Origin of the sequence: Mucilaginibacter sp. SG564 (assembly GCF_013149275.1) — a bacterium.
In the GTDB taxonomy this organism is placed as follows: Bacteria; Bacteroidota; Bacteroidia; order Sphingobacteriales; family Sphingobacteriaceae; genus Mucilaginibacter.
Genome location: NZ_JABGNA010000002.1, coordinates 334217 through 352736 on the forward strand (window position 1 = coordinate 334217; position 18520 = coordinate 352736).

An 18520-nucleotide genomic window follows, 5' to 3' on the forward strand; every position below is an offset into this window, starting at 1 on the left:
CAGCCTAAGTTTATTCCGGCTCAACAACACCTAATTGTAAGCACCTTACAAAAAGTAAGTATGGCCGTTAATATATAACGGCCATAACTCATTAACTATTAAACCCGCCATCAATGGTCATGATAGACCCAGTTGTAAAGCTTGCTGATGGGCCGGCTAAATAGGCCACCACCTCGGCTATCTGCTGCGGATCGCCATATTTGGGGATGGCCATTAAGCTGCGTGCTTTATCGGCATGGCCGCCATCTGCCGGGTTCATGTCGGTATTCACCGGCCCGGGCTGTACCAGGTTCACCGTAATACCCTTCGGACCTAAATCGCGGGCTAACCCTTTTGTAAGACCAACCAATGCCGATTTGCTCATAGAATACAATGTTCCTTGTCCGGCAACCACCCTATCGGCCATATTACTGCCGATGGTAATAAACCTGCCCGATTTTTCCAGCTTTTGCGCTGCAAAAATGGCCGCCTCAAAAACCGCTTTTACATTTATATCCATAACAAAGCGGTAATCATCCAGCGTGTGATCTTCCATCGGCTTGCCGCCATAAACCCCGGCGTTGTTCACCAGGATATCCAGCTTCCCGAATTTTTCAACCGTTTGCGTTAAGGCCGAGGTTATTTCGTTCTCTAAAGCATTATCCGCTTTAACCGCCGATACATTTAATCCTTCACTGGTTAATTCATCCACCAATGCTTGCGCTTTTTCTTTCCCGTTTACATAGGTAAAAACCACGGTGGCGCCTTCCCGGGCCATTTGTTTTACTATCGCCGCGCCCATACCCCGACTGCCTCCGGTAACCAGGGCTATTTTATCTTTTAATTTTTGCATTACTGTTTGTTTTTAATACTGTTGCAAAGCTACCGCCAAACCCATACATTTGTATATACTGATAAATTTGTATAGTACTAACATAAATGTAAGTATGAGAAAAGAAACCTCCACCAACCTGGAAAATGAGCAGCTGATCCTGGCCGGTTGTGGAACCTCCTACACGCTCGACCTAATCGGCGGCCGTTGGAAACCGCAGATCCTGTGGCGATTGCTATTGCAGGGCAGCATGCGTTATAGCCAGCTCAAAAATTCCATGCCCAATGTTTCTGAACGGATACTGATTTTACAACTGCGTGAACTGGAAAAGGATAAACTCATCAGCAGGCAGGTTTACGCCGAAGTACCACCAAAAGTAGAGTACCGGCTAACCGATTTGGGCCTGAGCCTGAAACCCGTACTGTGTTGCCTGTCTACCTGGGGCGAAGCCAACCGACCGAATAGGGTTGAGAACCCAGCACCGGAAGTTGTAATTGAAGGGGTGCAAGTTTAGATTGTAAAATCAATTCTCTTCATGTCAATGAGGATAGACACCAATAATGTTCGAAAGAAATAAATTTCTGTCAAATTTGTCATTTCGATGAGCCGAAGTGGGGATTTGTGTTAGCAGGCGAATAGAAATCTTGTACTATTTGCTAAGCCTGACGTATAAGATCTCTCCTCGTGTCTCGTTCGAAATGACAAATTCTTCTTATTCCACTCACAAACAGCCCATTAAGAATATCAATACTATACGTATACGCCCGGTAAAGCGGCCCTGCATATCGGGGATTGCCACGTCGTTCCTCCTCGCAATGACGAGCTAAATTAAAAAGGCCTATCCTTTCAACATCAGCTCCGCTACCTCTTCCCCTACTAAACTCCCCATTGCCACGCCCATCCCATTGCAGCGAACAGCGCAATAGATATTGGGTTGTATTTGCTTGACTATCGGAGTAATTTGCTCACCAAAACCCATGATGCCGCTCCACCAATAGTCAACTTCAACATCCTGGCCCGGTAATATTACTTCACGCAGGTAACAAATCAGTTTCTCTTTTACCGCATCGGTATGTCCAAAATCCCAGGTTTTTTCAGCATTGTAGTCGAGGTTGCGGCCGCCGCCAAAGAGTATGCGGTTATCAATATTCCGGAAGTAGTAATAGCCTTCGTTAAAATGATAAGTGCCTTTCAGTTTTAAGCGGGGGACTGGTTTGGTAACCAACACTTGTCCCCTGCCCGGGATTACGTTGAGCTCGGGATATAGCTGACTGGCAAAAGCATTGGTAGCCAATATCACCCTGCCTGCTTTAAAGTTACCCTGCGAAGTACTGAGCCTTAAATGTTTATCATCCGGTTCAATAGCCGTTATTTCGCAATCGTTTAATACCAGCATACCTAAACTATATACCTTATATAATAGGGCGCGCATCATTTTGCCGGTATGCAATTGGCCTTCAAACGGATTATATATCATGTGACTAACATTGCCGAAGCCGAAATCTGCAATTTTTTCATCAGCTACTGCATAAATGTCAGGCTTGCCGATGGCTTGCTGTAATAATTTATTGAGATGACCGATTTTTTCTATACAGTTTTGAGCTATAGCTTTTTCATCACTCATAAAAAGCTCGTGTCCACCATACTGGTAATAATCCATTCCGGCATCGCCCAGGTTTTCCCTTAAGCGCTGTAAACCACTCCATTTATAGGCCACTAAACGCATGGCTTCTTCTTCTGAGGATTGATTGATGACAGAAATTTGCTCAGAAACTGTACCAAAACAGGCAAAACCTGCGTTTTTAGTACTGGCGCCTGATGGTAAAAACCCACGCTCCAAAACCAGTACTTTTAAATTGGGTTGTTGCTTTTTCAGATGAAGCGCAGCGCTGAGGCCAACAAGACCACTGCCGATAATGACTACATCGGCCTGATCAATAAACGCAGTGCGCTCCCAGTATGAAAAAGACGGCTTCATTTTAAGTCAAAAGTAAAAATTGCGAAGCACTCTTGAACACCATAAACAATAAAACGTGAAAAATTCAAAATTCAAAAGTACTTACATACAAGAAACTTAAATTTTGAATTCGCCGACTGGCTTAAACCGGAATAGTTTTTGAATAGAGAAATTGACGGGGATTTTGAATTTTAACTTTTGAATTAACAAATGAATCACTTATCAATAATTATTGGATATATCGGCTACAATTCGGCCTGGTTCCTGATGATCGCAATCGCTCTGATAAGCTTTATAGTACAGTGGCGGTTCCGAAGTAAGTTTAAACAATACTCAGAGGTTGCGTTATTGTCCGGCCTTTCAGGTCAGGAGGTGGCCGTAAAAATGCTGCGTGCCCATGGCATATTTGACGTACAGGTAATATCTGTTGAAGGACAATTGACCGATCATTATAATCCCGAAACTAAAACGGTAAACTTAAGCCAGGATGTTTTTTACGGCCGAAGTATTGCCGCCGCTGCAGTAGCCGCGCACGAGTGCGGTCATGCGGTACAGCATGCACAGGCTTATGGGTGGTTAAGTTTCCGCTCGGCTATGGTGCCTGTTATTAACGTGGCATCAACCCTAACCCAGTGGACTTTATTTATAGGTATCATGCTATTATTCTTCGCCCAGAGCCCCTATGTCTTGGCTGTGGGTGTTGCCGCGTTGGCATTGGTTACCTTTTTTAGTTTTATAACTCTGCCCGTTGAATTTGACGCCAGCAGGCGGGCGTTGGCCTGGCTCGATAATAACTACAGCATCATGCAAACCGCACAGGAACATGAGCAAGCCAAAGATGCCCTCTGGTGGGCTGCCATGACCTATGTAGTTGCCGCACTAAGTGCTCTGGCTACGCTGGTTTACTATGCTTCGTTTTTGTTTAATAGAAGAAATTGAGGAACGAGAGGCAATAATCAAGAAATAAGACTTCTGACCTGATCGTAACGAACAGGCCTTAAAAAAAACATGTCAGCAATGGCATGTTTTTTTTATCGAGTTTTCCGACTTACAAATTCCCCAACTTTAACTCTTCAACTGCAAAATGTGCAGCTCGTGCGGTAAAGGCCATGTAAGATAAGGATGGGTTTACACAGGATGAGGATGCCATGAACGAGCCATCGGTAACAAATACATTTTTGGCATCCCAAACCTGGTTCCATTTATTAAGCACCGATGTTTTGGGATCATTCCCCATACGCGCCGCACCCATTTCATGGATTGCACCTATGTTTTTCCGGGCGATAAAACCTTTCACATTCTTTAGTCCTGCTTTTTCAAACATCTCTACCGCGTCGGCTAGCGACTCTGCTTCCATTTTACGCTCATTTTCCTTCATTTCAATATCTACAGATAAAGTATTGAGTCCCCATTTATCTTTAACCTCTTTATTAAGGCTGATCTTATTATCATGATAGGGCAGTACTTCGCCAAAGCTCGCCATTGACATGGCCCAGTTTCCGGGTTCAGTCAGCGCATCCTTAAAATCGGCGCCTATGCTTAGCTCCGCGATTTCCCTGCTCCAGCCTTCGCGCCCAGCAGATCCCTGGAAACCAAAGCCCCGCAGGTAATCGCGTTTATCGCCAAACAGATTGCGATAACGTGGTATATATATGCCGTTGGCCCTGCGGCCAAAGTAGTATTTATCCTCATAGCCTTCCATAATACCGCTGGCAGCACCGGCTACGTGGTGATCCATCACGTTATGCCCCAGTTCGCCGCAGCTGCTGCCCAATCCGTCGGGCCATATATCCGTTGCCGAGTTCATCAATATCCAGGCGCTGTTAAAAGTGGAGGCGTTTAAAAAAATGATCTTTGCGGTATAGGTATAGGTTTTATTGTTTTCAGCATCCAGCACCTCTACACCTGTGGCCTTTTGGGTATCCTTATTATACAATACCCGGGTAACTATTGACCATGGGCGAACCGTAAGGTTACCAGTAGCCATTGCAGCGGGCAGTGTTGACGATTGTGTACTGAAATATCCACCGAACGGACAGCCCAGCGCGCACTTATTGCGGTACTGGCAATTGGTTCGGCCGGGTAATGGTTGGGTAATATTAGCCGTACGCCCAATGATCATATGCCGCTGACCATTGTATTGTTTTTTTATACGAACTGATACGTCCTTTTCCACACAATTCAACTCCATGGGGGGCTGAAACTGTCCATCGGGTAAATGCGGCAGGTTTTCGAGCGAACCGCTAATGCCGGCAAAACGCTCCACATGGTCATACCAGGGTGCAATATCTTTATAACGAACGGGCCAGTCGATAGCGATACCCTCTTTGGTATTGGCTTCGAAATCAAAGTCGCTCCAGCGGTAGCTCTGCCTGCCCCACATTAAGGAGCGGCCACCTACATGGTAACCCCTGCGCCAATTATAGGGCTTAACCTGCGTATATGGGCATTCCTGCTCGTTCACCCAATAATCCATATTGGCTTCATTAAGCCCGTGGGCCTGATTTTGCACCTGGTATTCCTTTATTTTTGCTTGCGGCGCCACATCGCGATGCGGCAGCTCCCAGGGAGCCTTGGTAGCATTGGTATAACCTTTTATATGTTCAATATTTTGTCCGCGCTCCAGCATCAATACCTTTAAACCCTGTTCGGTAAGCTCTTTTGCCGCCCATCCACCCGAAATTCCGGAACCTACAACAATGGCATCATAATGGTAATTATCCATAACGGTTTATCATATTATTGGTGATGTTACTTTGCCAGGCGCAAAGCATCTTTTGCTAAAATAAAAATACGCTTTGTATTTTTTATATGTTATATATACAATTAAAAAAATAGCCTGCTTTAAAAACCGCAAGGGTCATTAGCCGCTCTGCCAGTCACGCCCATCTATCATATTTATTTGTTTTTCAGCAACTTACAATTTCATGAAGCTTTGATGAAGAGCTATTTAAGTCGTGATAAATCTTAATGTAATATTCATGTTACCCCTATAGGTTTGGTTAAAATTTATCGACATGAAAAAAAACATTAAAATATTCATACTGCTTCTGGCAACATCGTTAGTGGCAGTTAAAAGTCATGCACAGGTAAGCATTGGTGTATCAGTGAGGATAGCCCCGCCGGCACTACCGGTTTACGCACAACCCCCATGCCCTGTTGATGGCTATTTATGGACTCCCGGTTACTGGGCTTATGCCGACGATGGTGGCTATTACTGGGTACCCGGTGTTTGGGTAGCTCCTCCCCGCGTGGGCTTCCTGTGGACCCCCGGCTATTGGGGATACGATGGTGGCGTGTATCTTTTTCACCAGGGTTACTGGGGCAGGCACATTGGCTTCTATGGCGGTGTAAACTATGGCTATGGTTATGGCGGTGCAGGCTATGTAGGCGGCAGATGGGCCGGTAATTCCTTCCAGTACAATACCGCTGTGGTTAATGTAAATAATACCGTGGTACACAATACCTACATCAACAAAACGGTTATCAATAATAACGTAACTGTAAACCGTACCAGTTTTAACGGCCCTGGCGGTGTAAATGCCCAGGCAAGGCCCGAAGAGCTGGCCGCAGCCCGCGAACAACACGTACAACCAACCAATGATCAGGTGAGCCATCAGCAGGTGGCTGGTAAAGATCATAACCAGTTTGCGTCGGCCAATAATGGTCGCCCGGCTACAGCAGCCATGAATAAGGTGGATGGAAACCGATTTAATACCGAAGGTCGCCGAGCCCGGACCTCATCGCCCGACGGCACAAATAACATTGCCGACCGCAACAATCGCCCACAAGCCAACAACAATCCTGATAACCACAATCCGGCCAACCAGGATAATGCTAATAAAAGCGCGTCACCGGCCAACCAGCCTGCAAGGACTCCGCACCAATGGCAAACAGGTAACAATCCTAATGCAGGTAATGCTCATCAACCGGCCCAACATCCACAGGCTAACAACATGGCCCGTGCACCAAGACAGCTGGTAAGACATCCCGCACCCGGAAGACCACATCCAGCTCCAAGGCCCGAAGGGCATGAAAGGCACAGATAATTTCTTTTCCCCAAATTTAATGTTATATATACGCAAAATCCCGGTTGATAAATCAAACCGGGATTTTTTATATCTTGATTCTTGACTCTAATCTCTTGATTCTTTTCCCTAATTCATCCTGTATGGGGCGATCAGGTAAAATTCGGGGATTTGTACATTAAAAGAAGCATTATCCAACAAACGGTTCATTTGGTACTCGCCTTTCATGCTGCCCATATCGGTTTTAAGGTTACAGCCCGATACGTATTCGTGCGCATGCCCTGGTTCAATAACCGGTTGCTGGCCTACCACACCTTCGCCTTCCACTTCACGTTTCGCCCCGTTTGAATCAAAAATATACCAGTGCCTGCTGATCAGTTGGATAGCATAGTTACTCATATTTTCGATATTCACCTTGTAGGCAAACATAAAATGGTCATTAGCCGGATTTGAATATTCGGGCTGATATACGGTCTCGATAGAAACCTTAACACCCTCAGTTATAGTAGTAACCATGTGAATTGTTTCTGTTTAGTTCCAAATATAAACATCTAAACAAATATTACGCCATCTCAACAGTATATTTTTCGTCAATTTCTGCTAAAATTTCGTAGAGCTCTTCCAATGTACCGGCTGTTACCAGTTTCATACGATATTCTTTAAAGTTTTCGATGCCTTTAAAGTAGTTGGAATAGTGTCTGCGCATTTCAAAAACACCTGTTTTAGGGCCTTTCCATTCAATTGATTTTTGTAAATGGGTAGTACAGGCAGCAATACGCTCGGTGATGGTTGGCTTGTCCAGATGTTCGCCAGTGGCAAAAAAATGCTTCACCTCGCGGAATATCCAGGGATAACCAATCGCCGCACGGCCTATCATCATACCATCCACGCCATACTCCAGGCGCCAGTTAGCGGCCTTTTCGGGCGAATCGATATCGCCATTGCCAAATATCGGAATTTGTATGCGGGGGTTTTTCTTAATATCGCGTATCAGCGACCAATCGGCCACGCCTTTATACATCTGTGCCCTGGTACGGCCATGAATGGTGAGGGCTTTTATCCCTACATCCTGCAGGCGCTCGGCAACTTCGTACACGTTTTTGGTATTATCGTCCCAACCCAGGCGCGTTTTTACGGTTACCGGCAAATGTGTAGCATTCACAACGGCTTTTGTCATGGCCACCATTTTGTCAATATCCTGTAATAAACTGGCCCCGGCACCGCGGCAGGCCACCTGTTTTACCGGGCAGCCATAATTGATGTCCATCAGATCGGGTTTGGCCAGCGTAGCTATCTCGGTGGCCTCGCGCATATGATCAATATCACTGCCAAATATCTGGATGCCTATGGGGCGCTCATATTCAAATATATCCAGTTTCTGGCGACTCTTGGCCGCGTCACGGATCAATCCTTCTGATGAGATAAACTCTGTATACATCATATCCGCGCCATTTTGCTTGCACACATAACGGAAGGGTGGATCACTCACATCCTCCATCGGCGCCAGCAACAGCGGGAACTCACCTAAATCAATATTTCCTATTTGTACAGACATGCTTATCTTTAGCCTGCAAAAATACGAATTTTACAACAAATGATAAAAGACCCCACTAAGGAAACACAAACCTATCAGACTGATATATATCCACTATTACAATTACTGATTATTTTCTTCTTCCTGATCTTTGTTCCCGGGATAGGTTATTTTGTAGCCAAAGGCATCACCACCCTGCTTTATGGAGCAAAAACCTGGGCCGATGTCGGCACTTTTAACATTGCAAACCCCAATGTAAAAAACGGCCTGTGGATATTACAGATCGTGAGTACCACTATTCCATTATTTGTAATCCCTGTACTATTTGCCCGTTTTATTGTACGCGATACGCGAACTTACTTAAAATCAACCTTTAATTTCCCACCGGTTTTATTGGTATTGGTATTCGCGATCATGCTGTTTTCATCACCGGTGATGGAGGTACTGGTTAATCTGAATCAAAAACTTACCCTGCCTGCTCCTCTTAAAGCCATTGAGGATTTGATGCGTACCATGGAGCAGCAGGCTCAGAAAGCTACCGATGCCATGCTGAGCATGAAAAACATTGGCGACCTGCTTTTTGCTATATTGACTGTTGGCTTATTAACCGCTATTGCCGAAGAATTTTTATTCAGGGGATGTATCCAAACCATCTTTGTTAAATGGACCGGCAATACCCACGCTGCTATCTGGATCACGGCCATAGCGTTCAGCGCCTTTCACATGGAGTTCTTTTCGTTTTTACCACGCGTAGCACTGGGCGTTTTCTTTGGCTATTTTGTAGCCTGGAGCGGCAGCGTGTGGACGGGCGTTTGGGCGCATTTTTTAAATAATGGTTCGGCAGTGCTAATCACATATCTGTATCAGCACAAACTTATCAAGCTCAATCCCGACGATCAGCACGTATTTAATTATGGCGCATATGTGTTTAGCTTGATAATTATTTTAATTTTGCTTTACATATACAGGAATATAGCGCTCAAAAGGCCCATGTTTGATTTTTAATGGAAAAAGGCTGGATCAAAATTTTTACTTCGTCCAATTTTTATCAATCAGAAATTGTTAAACAGGTACTAACCGGCCATCATATTGATACGGTTTTGATCAACAAGCAAGATTCATCACACAAAGCCTTTGGCAATATAGAAGTATACATTCACCAGGAGGATTTTAGCAAAGCCATCGAGATCATGATTCTCAATCAAATTAATTTATGATTTTGGGAGTAAAGTTTTTGAGAGCAAGGATATTTAGACCGATGGTTTTATAGAAGCAAAAGATGAATACAGAAAAGATAAAAAATACTTACTCCAAATATCCTTACTCTTTGCTCCAAAAATCACTAATTCACTAATTCAAAATTAATGAAAGTACGCGCCATTACCGGCTTCTTTTTTGTTATCGTAATGCTGGGCTCCGTTTTCTTGGGCTCTTATGTATTCAGTGCATTTTACCTGATACTTACTTCTTTTTGTTTGTTTGAATTTTACAAACTGGTACGCGAAGGGGGTTTTAAACCCAGTCGCGAAAGTGGGCTCATTAATGGTTTCTTGGTATTCCTGTTTTTCGCTGCCCAATACTATTTTCCTGAATGGAAACTTATCTTTTTATTGCCGGTAACCTTAAGTGCAATTTATATACAGGAGTTGTATAAAAAATCGCCTAACCCGTTTCCTAACTTGGGTTTTACTTTTTTGGGGATCCTTTTAGCGGTTGTGCCCTTTATATTTTTTCACGCCATGGCCTTTATAAGCGGAAGTTTCAACTTTCATATCCCCATGGGCTTTTTGATCATGTTGTGGAGCAATGATACCGGGGCTTATTTGGCTGGCCGCGCGTTTGGGCGAACCAAACTGTTTGAGCGCCATTCGCCCAAGAAAACCTGGGAGGGATTTTTTGGTGGCGTGGTGATCAGCGCGGTAGCGGCACTGATTATGAGCCATTATTATGCAGAGCTTTCCTGGAAACAATGGGCAAGCATAGCTGTTTTAATATCCTGTTTCGGCACTCTGGGTGACCTGGTAGAATCCATGTTTAAACGGAGCATCAATGTGAAAGACAGTGGCGGGATATTACCTGGACACGGTGGTTTGCTTGATCGGTTCGATGGGCTTTTATTAGCCGCGCCAATTGTTTACGCGTACCTATACTTCATTTCAAATTAGTAGTTTTGTAAATAAATAATAGTATCAAGTAGCTAGTATTACGTATCAAGATTTTCTCACTTTCTGTATTGCCTGCAAGTTGTCGTGATACTTGATACTAGCTAATTGATACCCAAACAATAAAACATCGTAACATGACTTTTCATAAAGAAGGATATACTTCACTGGCCATAACAGTATTGTTTATTTTTGTATTAAATGCCCTAATACAGTTTTACCTGCCACAGGCACACGCATTAAAATGGATCGTGTACATTTTATCGTTCCTACTGTTTGTAATTATCGTGCAGTTTTTCCGCAGTCCGTTTTTTGATATTACTACAGACGAAACTACTGTACTTTGCCCTGCCGATGGTAAGGTTGTGGTAATAGAAGAAGCTGACGAAACCGAATATCTGAAAGACAAACGCATCCAGCTATCCGTTTTTATGTCGCCGGTAAATGTACACGTAAACCGCAACCCAATAGCAGGCGTGGTAAGTTACTTTAAATACCACAAAGGCAAATACCTGGTGGCCTGGCACCCTAAATCATCAACCGAAAATGAGCGTACTACCGTTGTTGTTCAAAACCGTGAAGGTGTATCGGTATTATTCAGGCAGATAGCCGGAGCATTGGCCCGCCGTATTGTATGGTATGTAAAAGAAGGTGATATTGTGGAACAGGGCCAGCAGTTTGGCTTTATTAAGTTTGGGTCGAGGGTGGACTTATTTTTACCCCTTGGCTCCAAAATACTGGTAAACATTGGCGATGTAGTTAAAGGCGGCCGTACTGTTCTGGCCGAGTTGCCCAGCGCGTTAACCGCGGTTACCACTGCAGAGGAGCCTGCTATCAAACCGGTATCCATAGAATCGCTAACAGCCTCTGCACCTATTGCAGAACAAATAGCCGAAGAAGAGCTAACTATAATTGAAAACGAAGCTCATCAAGGCGAATTACCATTGGTAATTGATCATCCTAAAGTCGAAGAGCCTAAAAAGCCAGCAAAGAAAGCGGCGCCAAAAAAACCCGCTGCAGCTAAAACACCCAAAGGTAAAAAGGAGTAATTATTTATTGCGATAAGCCGGTTTATGACCGGCTTTTTGTGTTCTTCCACCTCATTGAGCGGAGCCTGACAATCCCTGATAAAATGAGCCGCTCTGTAATTAGGTGATTCCCATGTCGTTCCTCCTCGCAATGACGCATGGAGAGAAATCAAACATACATATCTCAGGTAAATCAATAAGACAAATAAAATTTTTCCCATAAAAAAGGCCTTCCCGGATAAATATCCAGAAAGGCCTTTTGCAATATCAAATACTTTTCCGTTATAAACGGAGAAGGGAAATTAAACTCTTTTTGATTTGATACGGGCTGCTTTACCGGTAAGGGCACGCAGGTAGTATAGTTTAGAACGACGTACTTTACCTACGCTGTTCACTTCAATTTTATCAATGTTTGGAGAGTTGATAGGGAAGATACGCTCTACACCTATGCCATTTGAAACTTTACGAACGGTAAATGTTTCAGTAGTACCAGCACTGTTACGTTGAATAACAACACCTTGATAAAGCTGAACACGTTCTTTATTTCCTTCTCTGATTTTATAATGTACACTTACAGTATCACCAGCCTTAAAGGAAGGAAACTGCTTTTTTTCTACTGATTGCTCTTCAACAAATTTTACTAAATCCATGATTTTTAGCTCTTAAAGCGATTTTTAGCCCGTAAAAATCGGATTGCAATTATAGGGATTTTTTTTAATATATGAAAGTGTATTTTAAAAATTTCCACATTTTGTTTTTTACTAACAAAATATGGGTGGTTTTTGGTTGATTTTATTGATTACGAGCGTGGTTAGCAATTATAAAAAATCAAGAAACAATTGTAAAATAGTATTACCTTTTGCTCTAACTCGATTTACTCCAGCAGATCGGGTCTACGAGCTTTGGTGCGCTCCAAAGCTCGTTCGAAACGCCACTTTTCAATTTCGGGCGTGTTGCCGCTCAGCAGAATATCGGGCACCTTGTGGCCATTCCAGTCAGCCGGGCGGGTATATACCGGGGCATCGAGCATATCATCCTGGAAGGAGTCGCTCAGGGCTGATGTTTCGTCACTCAGCACACCGGGTATCAATCGCACCACCGCATCTACTAAAACAGCAGCAGGCAATTCGCCACCCGATAGTACATAATCGCCAATGGAAATTTCACGGGTTACATAAATATCGCGGATACGCTGATCGATACCTTTATAATGTCCGCATAAAATAATGATGTTGCCTTTGATGGAAAGCTGATTGGCGATAGCCTGATTTAGTCGCTCACCATCCGGCGACATGAAAATGATCTCGTCATATTCCCGCTCGGCTTTCAATTTTTCAATGCAAGCCGCAAAAGGTGGAATGGTCATCACCATACCGCTGCCACCACCGTAAGGATAATCGTCTACGCTTTTTTGTTTACTGGTGGAGTAATCGCGCAGGTTATGCACATAAATTTCGGCGATGCCTTTTTTTTGGGCACGCTGTAAAATGGAGTGTGCAAACGGACTTACCAACAGATCGGGCAAAACGGATATGATATCAAAACGCATGTGCAAATATGCAGATTATTGATCGATGTGCTTTAAACAAATTGTCATCCTGAATGAAGTGAAGGATCTGCTATTGAACTGTGCATTACATTGAATAGATCCTTCGTTCCTCAGGATGACAAGTTTTTCTATTTGATTTGTCTTGATTCCTGATTCTAATTTCTTGACTCTCTTCCTTAAATAACTTTTTCAATTATCCACCGGTGGCCAAAAGGGTCTGTAAATTCACCCTGGCGATAACCGTATTCAAAATCGGTAACGGGCATTACCAGGGTAGCGCCGGCGGCAATGGCCTTGTCAAAAACGGCGTGTACATCATCAACCATTAAACCAACGCTAACCGTACCCCCACCAGCGTTCGCAGGCGTTTTGGTGCCGCTAAATTGCGTTACCTCATGAACGTGAAACATAGCGCCGTCTATAGTAAATTCGGCCACGTGTATGCTGCCATCATCGTTTCGAAGGCAAAAATTTTCGATAGCGTTAAAAGCCTTTTTATAAAAATCAATGCTGGTTACCCCGTTGGCTATAGCCAGCATGGGTGCAAATGAAGTTTTTGTTTTCATTATTGGCTCATTTAATCTTCATCCTCTAATATAAACACTTCCTCAACAGGTTTTTCAAATATGCGGGCTATTTTTAAAGCCAGCACAGTTGAAGGCACGTATTTATTACTCTCGATGGTATTGATGGTTTGGCGTGATACACCTACCTGATCGGCCAGATCGGCCTGCGTAATATTTTTGATAGCGCGCTCTACGCGGATGTTATTTTTCATGACGCCAGCTCCCCCTGTTCTGTTGCTTTGTTGTACTTCCGTAATATATAGTTAAACCGTATCACAAAGAAAAGCGTAATGGTGCTCAGGTTTATAAACATAAATACCATAAAATCTGTGAAAAATAAAAAGCAATTAGCTACCAGCAAAATAATATAGTTTGTATATACTGCCAACTGCATTGACTCTAAACGGAGGGTTGCGATAAATTCATCTTCGTTCTTTTCTTTGCTGTAGGTCCAAAGCAGTAATGCCAATGGTAAAAAAAGCATCATATCTTCCAGAATATCCTCATTAATTCTGTTGCCACTCACCCATTTTATTATAAATGACAATAATATCCCCGTCAGCATTACAATAGATACTGATATACCTATTACTTTGAAGGGCTTATAAGGCAAATAAAACAACTTATCAATCTTGTATTCGTTGTTTTTACTGTACCGCAGATAATAATACCTGATCACAAAAATAACAAGCGGTGTAAAGAGGTTATATATCCATATGGGCAATATATCTGTAAAAAAATTACTCAGAACCCGGACCTGGTTGTTAAAGAAAAAAAGATCGTGTACAAGTGCAACAACCAACCAGACACCGTAAATTAAATAGTTGATTAGTATGGCCCAATATAACGCATTATAACGCATCCTAACTGTTAGCTCATCTTCTTTTTTTTCTCTAGAGAAAGCAATAAACAACAGCCCCAGCAAAACCAATATCAACGCCAGCTCATTGGTAAAATTCTCGATTGATGGTACAAACAGGGCATCCTTGTCTCTCAATCGTAATTCAAAACCTGGTATCTTATATTCATGATATAATACAAAATAACCTAAAACAAATCCTGGTACTGCTAAAAACCACCCCAGCAGCTTAAACTGGTATGGAAATAAGAATCGTGATTTCATGGTTGTAAAGTTTAATTTACCAAATGTAAAATAAGCTTTACAAATGTCAAGTATATTTGACAAAATATTTTCAAATAAAAAAGCCAGTGTTATTACAGGCTCTTTTATCCTTACTCCAGAAGCTACCCTTCCAGGTAAACATCCAGCAAACCTTCGGGCAGATCAATATAGATCTCGCCGCCTTCAACATCAATACCTTTTATAATATCCACATTAAGCGGGAACATTACCTCCTTATTTTTGTATTGAACAGTGGCTATCAACTGTTGAGGATATTCCTGCACCTCCAATATTTCGCCCAGTTCGCCGTGGGTTTCATCAACTGCAATAAAGCCTTTTACATCGTTCAGGGTAAATTCGCTCTTTTTCTTTTTGGGTTTTAGCTTGTTGGGTAGGTAGATGTCTTTTTTTACCAGCATGGCTGCTTTTTCAATAACATCTACATCCTCCAGGTATAAATAGGCATTATTCTTTTGCAGATATTTAATGGAGGCTACAAAGTAAGGAATCAGTTTACCTGCAATATCCACAAATAAAGCGTCGAACTTAATGGCATCCAGGCCGTCAAAATCAACGTATATCTGCATCTCTCCTTTAAGGCCCTTGGTTTTTAATATACTACCTACCCGGAAACAATCTTCGGTTTTCATAAAAAATAGCTTTTAAAAACAAAGGCGAAGCTGTTTTGCTTCGCCTTTGATGAGAATTGAGAAGTCGGACTTTAAATTCCTTACTTCTTCAAAAAAATTATTCTGCGCTTTCAGCAGCGTCTGTTTCAGCAGCAGCTTCTTCGGCCGGAGCTTCTTCTTCTGCAACAGGAGCGTTTTTAGCAGCAATAGCAGCAGCTTTTTCTTCTTTCTTTTTAGCTTCAGCAGCCAAAGCAGCTTTACGCGCTTCGTCTTTTGCTGATAGTAAGCTGGTTTTTTTGCCAGTGATCTTACCTTCTTTTTGCTCAGTCCATTCTGCAAATTTAGCTGCAGCTTGTTCTTCGGTTAAAGCGCCTTTTTTAACACCACCTTCTAAGTGTTTTTTGTAAAGCACACCTTTGTATGAAAGGATAGCACGACAAGTATCTGTTGGCTGGGCACCAGTGTTAACCCATTCTAAAGTTTTGTCGAAGTTAATGTCGATAGTTGCAGGATTAGTGTTTGGGTTGTATGAACCTAAACGCTCAATGAAACGACCGTCGCGTGGAGCGCGGGCATCTGCTACTACGATGTAGTAAAAAGGTTTGCCTTTTTTACCGTGTCTTTGCAGTCTGATCTTAGTTGCCATTTTTTCTTTTTATGTATTCAACATGTCCCCGGAGTACTTTCTGCGGGGATGCAAAGGTATAAATTATTTGTAATAATTTAAAACCCTTGTAATTAATTATTTATTTAGCCCGAACAAGTTATGGTGTAATTGAAAAAAATCGCAATTTCAGGCCCATGAGCTTAAATAGAAAACTACGCATAGCTATTGATATGGACGAGGTAATGGCAGATACCATTGCCAAATTTATTACCCTGTATGATGAACGGCATCAAACTAAAATATCGCTGGGCGATATGCATGGTAAAGAGTTTAGGGAGATACTCCCACCCCATCTGAGCGCCACCCTCAGGGAATACATCAACGAAAGGGGCTTTTTCCGTGATCTGCCGGTGATGCCAGACTGCCAGGAAGTGGTGAAAGCATTACATGAAAAGTACGATGTGTACATTGCTTCGGCGGCCATGGAATTTAAGTACTCATTGGAAGATAAGCTGGATTGGCTTAATGAACACTTCCCTTTTATTTCCTGGACAAATATTATTTTTTGCGGTCACAAGATTTTGGACGTTGACATCATGATTGATGACCGCATCAAAAATTTTGTCACCTTCAAAGGCCGCAAGCTATTATTTACCTCGCCACATAATCTTTTGATCACCGATTTTGAACGTGTAAACAGCTGGAATGAGGTTGCAACTAAATTATTACGTGAATAAGATGAACAAGTTGTGAAATAAATATCCTATATTTAATTGGTAGCCCCCCTTACCATTAATTTATAGTATGTTAAACCATACAACTATTAACGCCGTTGATTGCGTACTGGCTTATGATACCCATGAGCAAAAGTACCTGTTTGTAGGGCCTGGCATAGATACCATTTTGGGTATAACTGCTCAGGAGCTCTATCAAAATAATGACGCATGGGATCAACTGATCCCCAAAAAGCATCTTGCGGGCATAAAATCCCTCGTTAATAATCTCGCAGAGAACAACAGCATTGAGTTAAGTTATCAGATAACTACCCCTCAACAAATCATTAAAAGTATTACCGATAAAAAAAGTCTCATTACCGATGAGGCTACCGGGCACAAGATACTATTAAGCACCATTAAAGAAACACCGGCAAAACCGATCTGCATTACCGCAGCATCAACCGGCGCCGAACATAGTCAGCAGTTCCTAAATTCACTTATTGATTCACAAACTAGTTTTTTGATCCGGATAAACACTGATGGAAATTATACTTTTGTTAATAAACAATATTTAAAAACCCTAGGATATAAAGCCAAAGATGTTTTAGGTCAGCATTTTTCGATAACAAGCTTACCCGAAGAATCCCATCTTTGCGAGACTGCTTTTATGGAATGTCTCAATAATCCGGGTAAGGTTGTTCGCTTATTGCACAAAAAACCCGATGTGCACGGCAATCTGCATGATACCGAATGGGAACTGATATCTATAGTTAATGAAACCGGCCAGGTGTGCGAGATACAGGGAATTGGCCACGATGTAACGGAGAAGATCAAGATAGAAGCTGAGATCAGGGACACCGCTCAAAAGCTGGATACTTTTATTGAAAGCATTACTGATTCGTTTTTTATTATTGATAACGAATGGCGGTTTGTACGCGTGAATGCCGCGTTTGAAAAAGTATGGGGGAAGCCCCGTGCACAGTTATTGGGTAAAACAATATGGGATCTGTTTCCTGAGCTCATTAATACTCCTTTTGAAACCGCGTATCGTGAAGCGCGAACCAAACAGGAAAGCGTAAAGTTTATGGTACATTTTGCCCCATTGAATAAATGGTTCCGTACGGCAGTTTACCCATCTGCCGAGGGCTTAACCGTATTTGCCAAGAATGTTACTTATGAGATGCGTGCGCAGGAAGATGCACTGTGGACCAAAAACAACCTGGAAGCGCTGATCAATAATACAAATGATAAAATATGGTCGGTAGATACAGAAAGCCGCTATGTTTATATGAACAATGCCTATATCGCGCAAATAAAGGCTATGACAGGCGTATATCCGCAAAAAGGGGAATATTCTTATAAAGACATGGGCTTTCCGCAGGAGGTTATTGACGAGTGGAGCGCCTATTATCAGCGTGCATTAAATGGCGAAAATTATACCCTTGTTTTAGAAAGCGTTGATGATGAAGCCAAAAATCCTGCCTTCTACGAGGTAAACTTTAACCCTATTTTTGCTTCAAACGGCGAGATCAAAGGTGTTGGCTGTTTTGCCCATGACATATCAGAGCGGCTTAAAATAGAACAAGAACTGCTGAGCCAAAATAAACGTATGCGCAACATAGCCTCGCTGAGCTCCCATGAGTTAAGAAGACCTGTTGCCAGCATGCTGGGGCTCATTAATATTATCGACAGGGAAAACCCCAACAACCCCGAGAACAAACAAATTATTGATTATCTGCAAATTGTAAGCACCGAAATAGACGATGTAATACGCCTCATAGTTGATCACACTTTCACGGGAAAATAACCG

Annotated in this window: 20 protein-coding genes and 1 pseudogene; 9 read left to right on the forward strand and 12 right to left on the reverse strand. The window is 42.6% G+C overall.

The window, feature by feature from the left end; translation table 11 throughout:
- Nucleotides 1–91: 91 nt before the first annotated feature.
- Complete coding sequence (locus tag FHW89_RS05990) at nt 92–832, reverse strand: SDR family NAD(P)-dependent oxidoreductase (RefSeq protein ID WP_172334117.1); 741 nt, start codon at nt 830–832, stop codon at nt 92–94.
- A 94-nt stretch (nt 833–926) separates the two neighbouring features.
- On the opposite strand from FHW89_RS05990, the gene FHW89_RS05995 reads away from it, so the two are divergent.
- Nucleotides 927–1325, forward strand: coding sequence for a helix-turn-helix domain-containing protein (locus FHW89_RS05995; RefSeq protein WP_172334118.1), 399 nt, complete (start codon nt 927–929; stop codon nt 1323–1325).
- 324 nt (nt 1326–1649) lie between these two features.
- On the opposite strand, the gene FHW89_RS06000 is transcribed toward FHW89_RS05995, so the two are convergent.
- Nucleotides 1650–2789: an FAD-binding oxidoreductase gene (locus FHW89_RS06000; protein ID WP_172334119.1), complete on the reverse strand. Its 1140-nt coding sequence runs from the start codon at nt 2787–2789 to the stop codon at nt 1650–1652.
- A gap of 189 nt (nt 2790–2978) precedes the next feature.
- Between FHW89_RS06000 and FHW89_RS06005 the strand changes: the two genes are divergently transcribed.
- Nucleotides 2979–3707: a zinc metallopeptidase gene (locus FHW89_RS06005; RefSeq protein WP_172334120.1), complete on the forward strand. Its 729-nt coding sequence runs from the start codon at nt 2979–2981 to the stop codon at nt 3705–3707.
- Nucleotides 3708–3816: 109 nt separating this feature from the next.
- Here FHW89_RS06005 and FHW89_RS06010 read toward each other — a convergent pair whose 3' ends face one another.
- The gene (locus FHW89_RS06010; protein WP_172334121.1) at nt 3817–5493 is read right to left on the reverse strand and encodes a GMC oxidoreductase; all 1677 of its coding nucleotides are present in this window, start codon (nt 5491–5493) and stop codon (nt 3817–3819) included.
- Nucleotides 5494–5785: 292 nt separating this feature from the next.
- Here FHW89_RS06010 and FHW89_RS06015 point away from each other — a divergent pair, with 292 nt between their 5' ends.
- A complete protein-coding gene (locus FHW89_RS06015; RefSeq protein WP_172334122.1) occupies nt 5786–6817 on the forward strand; it encodes a YXWGXW repeat-containing protein in 1032 nt (343 codons plus the stop codon).
- Nucleotides 6818–6925: 108 nt separating this feature from the next.
- Here FHW89_RS06015 and apaG read toward each other — a convergent pair whose 3' ends face one another.
- Both apaG and dusB read right to left on the reverse strand, forming a co-directional pair.
- A complete protein-coding gene (gene apaG / locus FHW89_RS06020; protein WP_166095331.1) occupies nt 6926–7312 on the reverse strand; it encodes a Co2+/Mg2+ efflux protein ApaG in 387 nt (128 codons plus the stop codon).
- 46 nt (nt 7313–7358) lie between these two features.
- The gene (dusB, locus tag FHW89_RS06025; protein ID WP_172334123.1) at nt 7359–8351 is read right to left on the reverse strand and encodes a tRNA dihydrouridine synthase DusB; all 993 of its coding nucleotides are present in this window, start codon (nt 8349–8351) and stop codon (nt 7359–7361) included.
- Nucleotides 8352–8390: 39 nt separating this feature from the next.
- Here dusB and FHW89_RS06030 point away from each other — a divergent pair, with 39 nt between their 5' ends.
- The 4 genes and pseudogenes from FHW89_RS06030 to FHW89_RS06045 all read left to right on the forward strand — a co-directional run.
- Nucleotides 8391–9335 (forward strand): CPBP family intramembrane glutamic endopeptidase, encoded by a 945-nt coding sequence (locus FHW89_RS06030; RefSeq protein ID WP_172334124.1) that lies wholly within the window; start codon nt 8391–8393, stop codon nt 9333–9335.
- Nucleotides 9335–9547 carry a DUF2007 domain-containing protein gene (locus FHW89_RS06035; protein ID WP_090473416.1) on the forward strand — a complete coding sequence of 71 codons (213 nt, stop codon included), beginning with the start codon at nt 9335–9337 and terminating at the stop codon, nt 9545–9547. The genes FHW89_RS06030 and FHW89_RS06035 overlap by 1 nt, the downstream gene beginning before the upstream one ends.
- Nucleotides 9548–9694: 147 nt before the next feature.
- Nucleotides 9695–10495: a phosphatidate cytidylyltransferase gene (locus FHW89_RS06040; protein ID WP_172334125.1), complete on the forward strand. Its 801-nt coding sequence runs from the start codon at nt 9695–9697 to the stop codon at nt 10493–10495.
- Between the two features lie 134 nt (nt 10496–10629).
- Nucleotides 10630–11283 (forward strand): annotated as a pseudogene (locus tag FHW89_RS06045) (phosphatidylserine decarboxylase family protein); the annotation flags it as partial.
- A 539-nt stretch (nt 11284–11822) separates the two neighbouring features.
- Here FHW89_RS06045 and rplS read toward each other — a convergent pair.
- The 7 genes from rplS to FHW89_RS06080 form a co-directional block, all read right to left on the reverse strand.
- Nucleotides 11823–12170, reverse strand: coding sequence for a 50S ribosomal protein L19 (gene rplS, locus FHW89_RS06050; protein ID WP_166095341.1), 348 nt, complete (start codon nt 12168–12170; stop codon nt 11823–11825).
- A 224-nt stretch (nt 12171–12394) separates the two neighbouring features.
- A complete protein-coding gene (trmD, locus tag FHW89_RS06055) occupies nt 12395–13069 on the reverse strand; it encodes a tRNA (guanosine(37)-N1)-methyltransferase TrmD (protein ID WP_172334126.1) in 675 nt (224 codons plus the stop codon).
- A gap of 176 nt (nt 13070–13245) precedes the next feature.
- The gene (locus FHW89_RS06060) at nt 13246–13635 is read right to left on the reverse strand and encodes a VOC family protein (protein ID WP_172334127.1); all 390 of its coding nucleotides are present in this window, start codon (nt 13633–13635) and stop codon (nt 13246–13248) included.
- A gap of 11 nt (nt 13636–13646) precedes the next feature.
- Nucleotides 13647–13847 (reverse strand): helix-turn-helix transcriptional regulator, encoded by a 201-nt coding sequence (locus FHW89_RS06065; protein WP_172334128.1) that lies wholly within the window; start codon nt 13845–13847, stop codon nt 13647–13649.
- On the reverse strand, nt 13844–14758 hold the full coding sequence (locus FHW89_RS06070) for a hypothetical protein (protein WP_172334129.1): 915 nt from the start codon (nt 14756–14758) through the stop codon (nt 13844–13846). The genes FHW89_RS06065 and FHW89_RS06070 overlap by 4 nt, the downstream gene beginning before the upstream one ends.
- 122 nt (nt 14759–14880) lie before the next feature.
- Nucleotides 14881–15408 carry a ribosome maturation factor RimM gene (gene rimM / locus FHW89_RS06075; protein WP_172334130.1) on the reverse strand — a complete coding sequence of 176 codons (528 nt, stop codon included), beginning with the start codon at nt 15406–15408 and terminating at the stop codon, nt 14881–14883.
- Between the two features lie 97 nt (nt 15409–15505).
- On the reverse strand, nt 15506–16033 hold the full coding sequence (locus FHW89_RS06080; RefSeq protein ID WP_172334131.1) for a 30S ribosomal protein S16: 528 nt from the start codon (nt 16031–16033) through the stop codon (nt 15506–15508).
- A gap of 155 nt (nt 16034–16188) precedes the next feature.
- Between FHW89_RS06080 and FHW89_RS06085 the strand changes: the two genes are divergently transcribed.
- Both FHW89_RS06085 and FHW89_RS06090 read left to right on the forward strand, forming a co-directional pair.
- Entirely contained in the window at nt 16189–16731 is a 543-nt protein-coding gene (locus FHW89_RS06085) for a 5'(3')-deoxyribonucleotidase (protein WP_253952178.1), read from the forward strand.
- 67 nt (nt 16732–16798) lie between these two features.
- Nucleotides 16799–18517: a PAS domain S-box protein gene (locus FHW89_RS06090; protein ID WP_172334132.1), complete on the forward strand. Its 1719-nt coding sequence runs from the start codon at nt 16799–16801 to the stop codon at nt 18515–18517.
- The last annotated feature ends 3 nt before the right edge of the window (nt 18518–18520 follow it).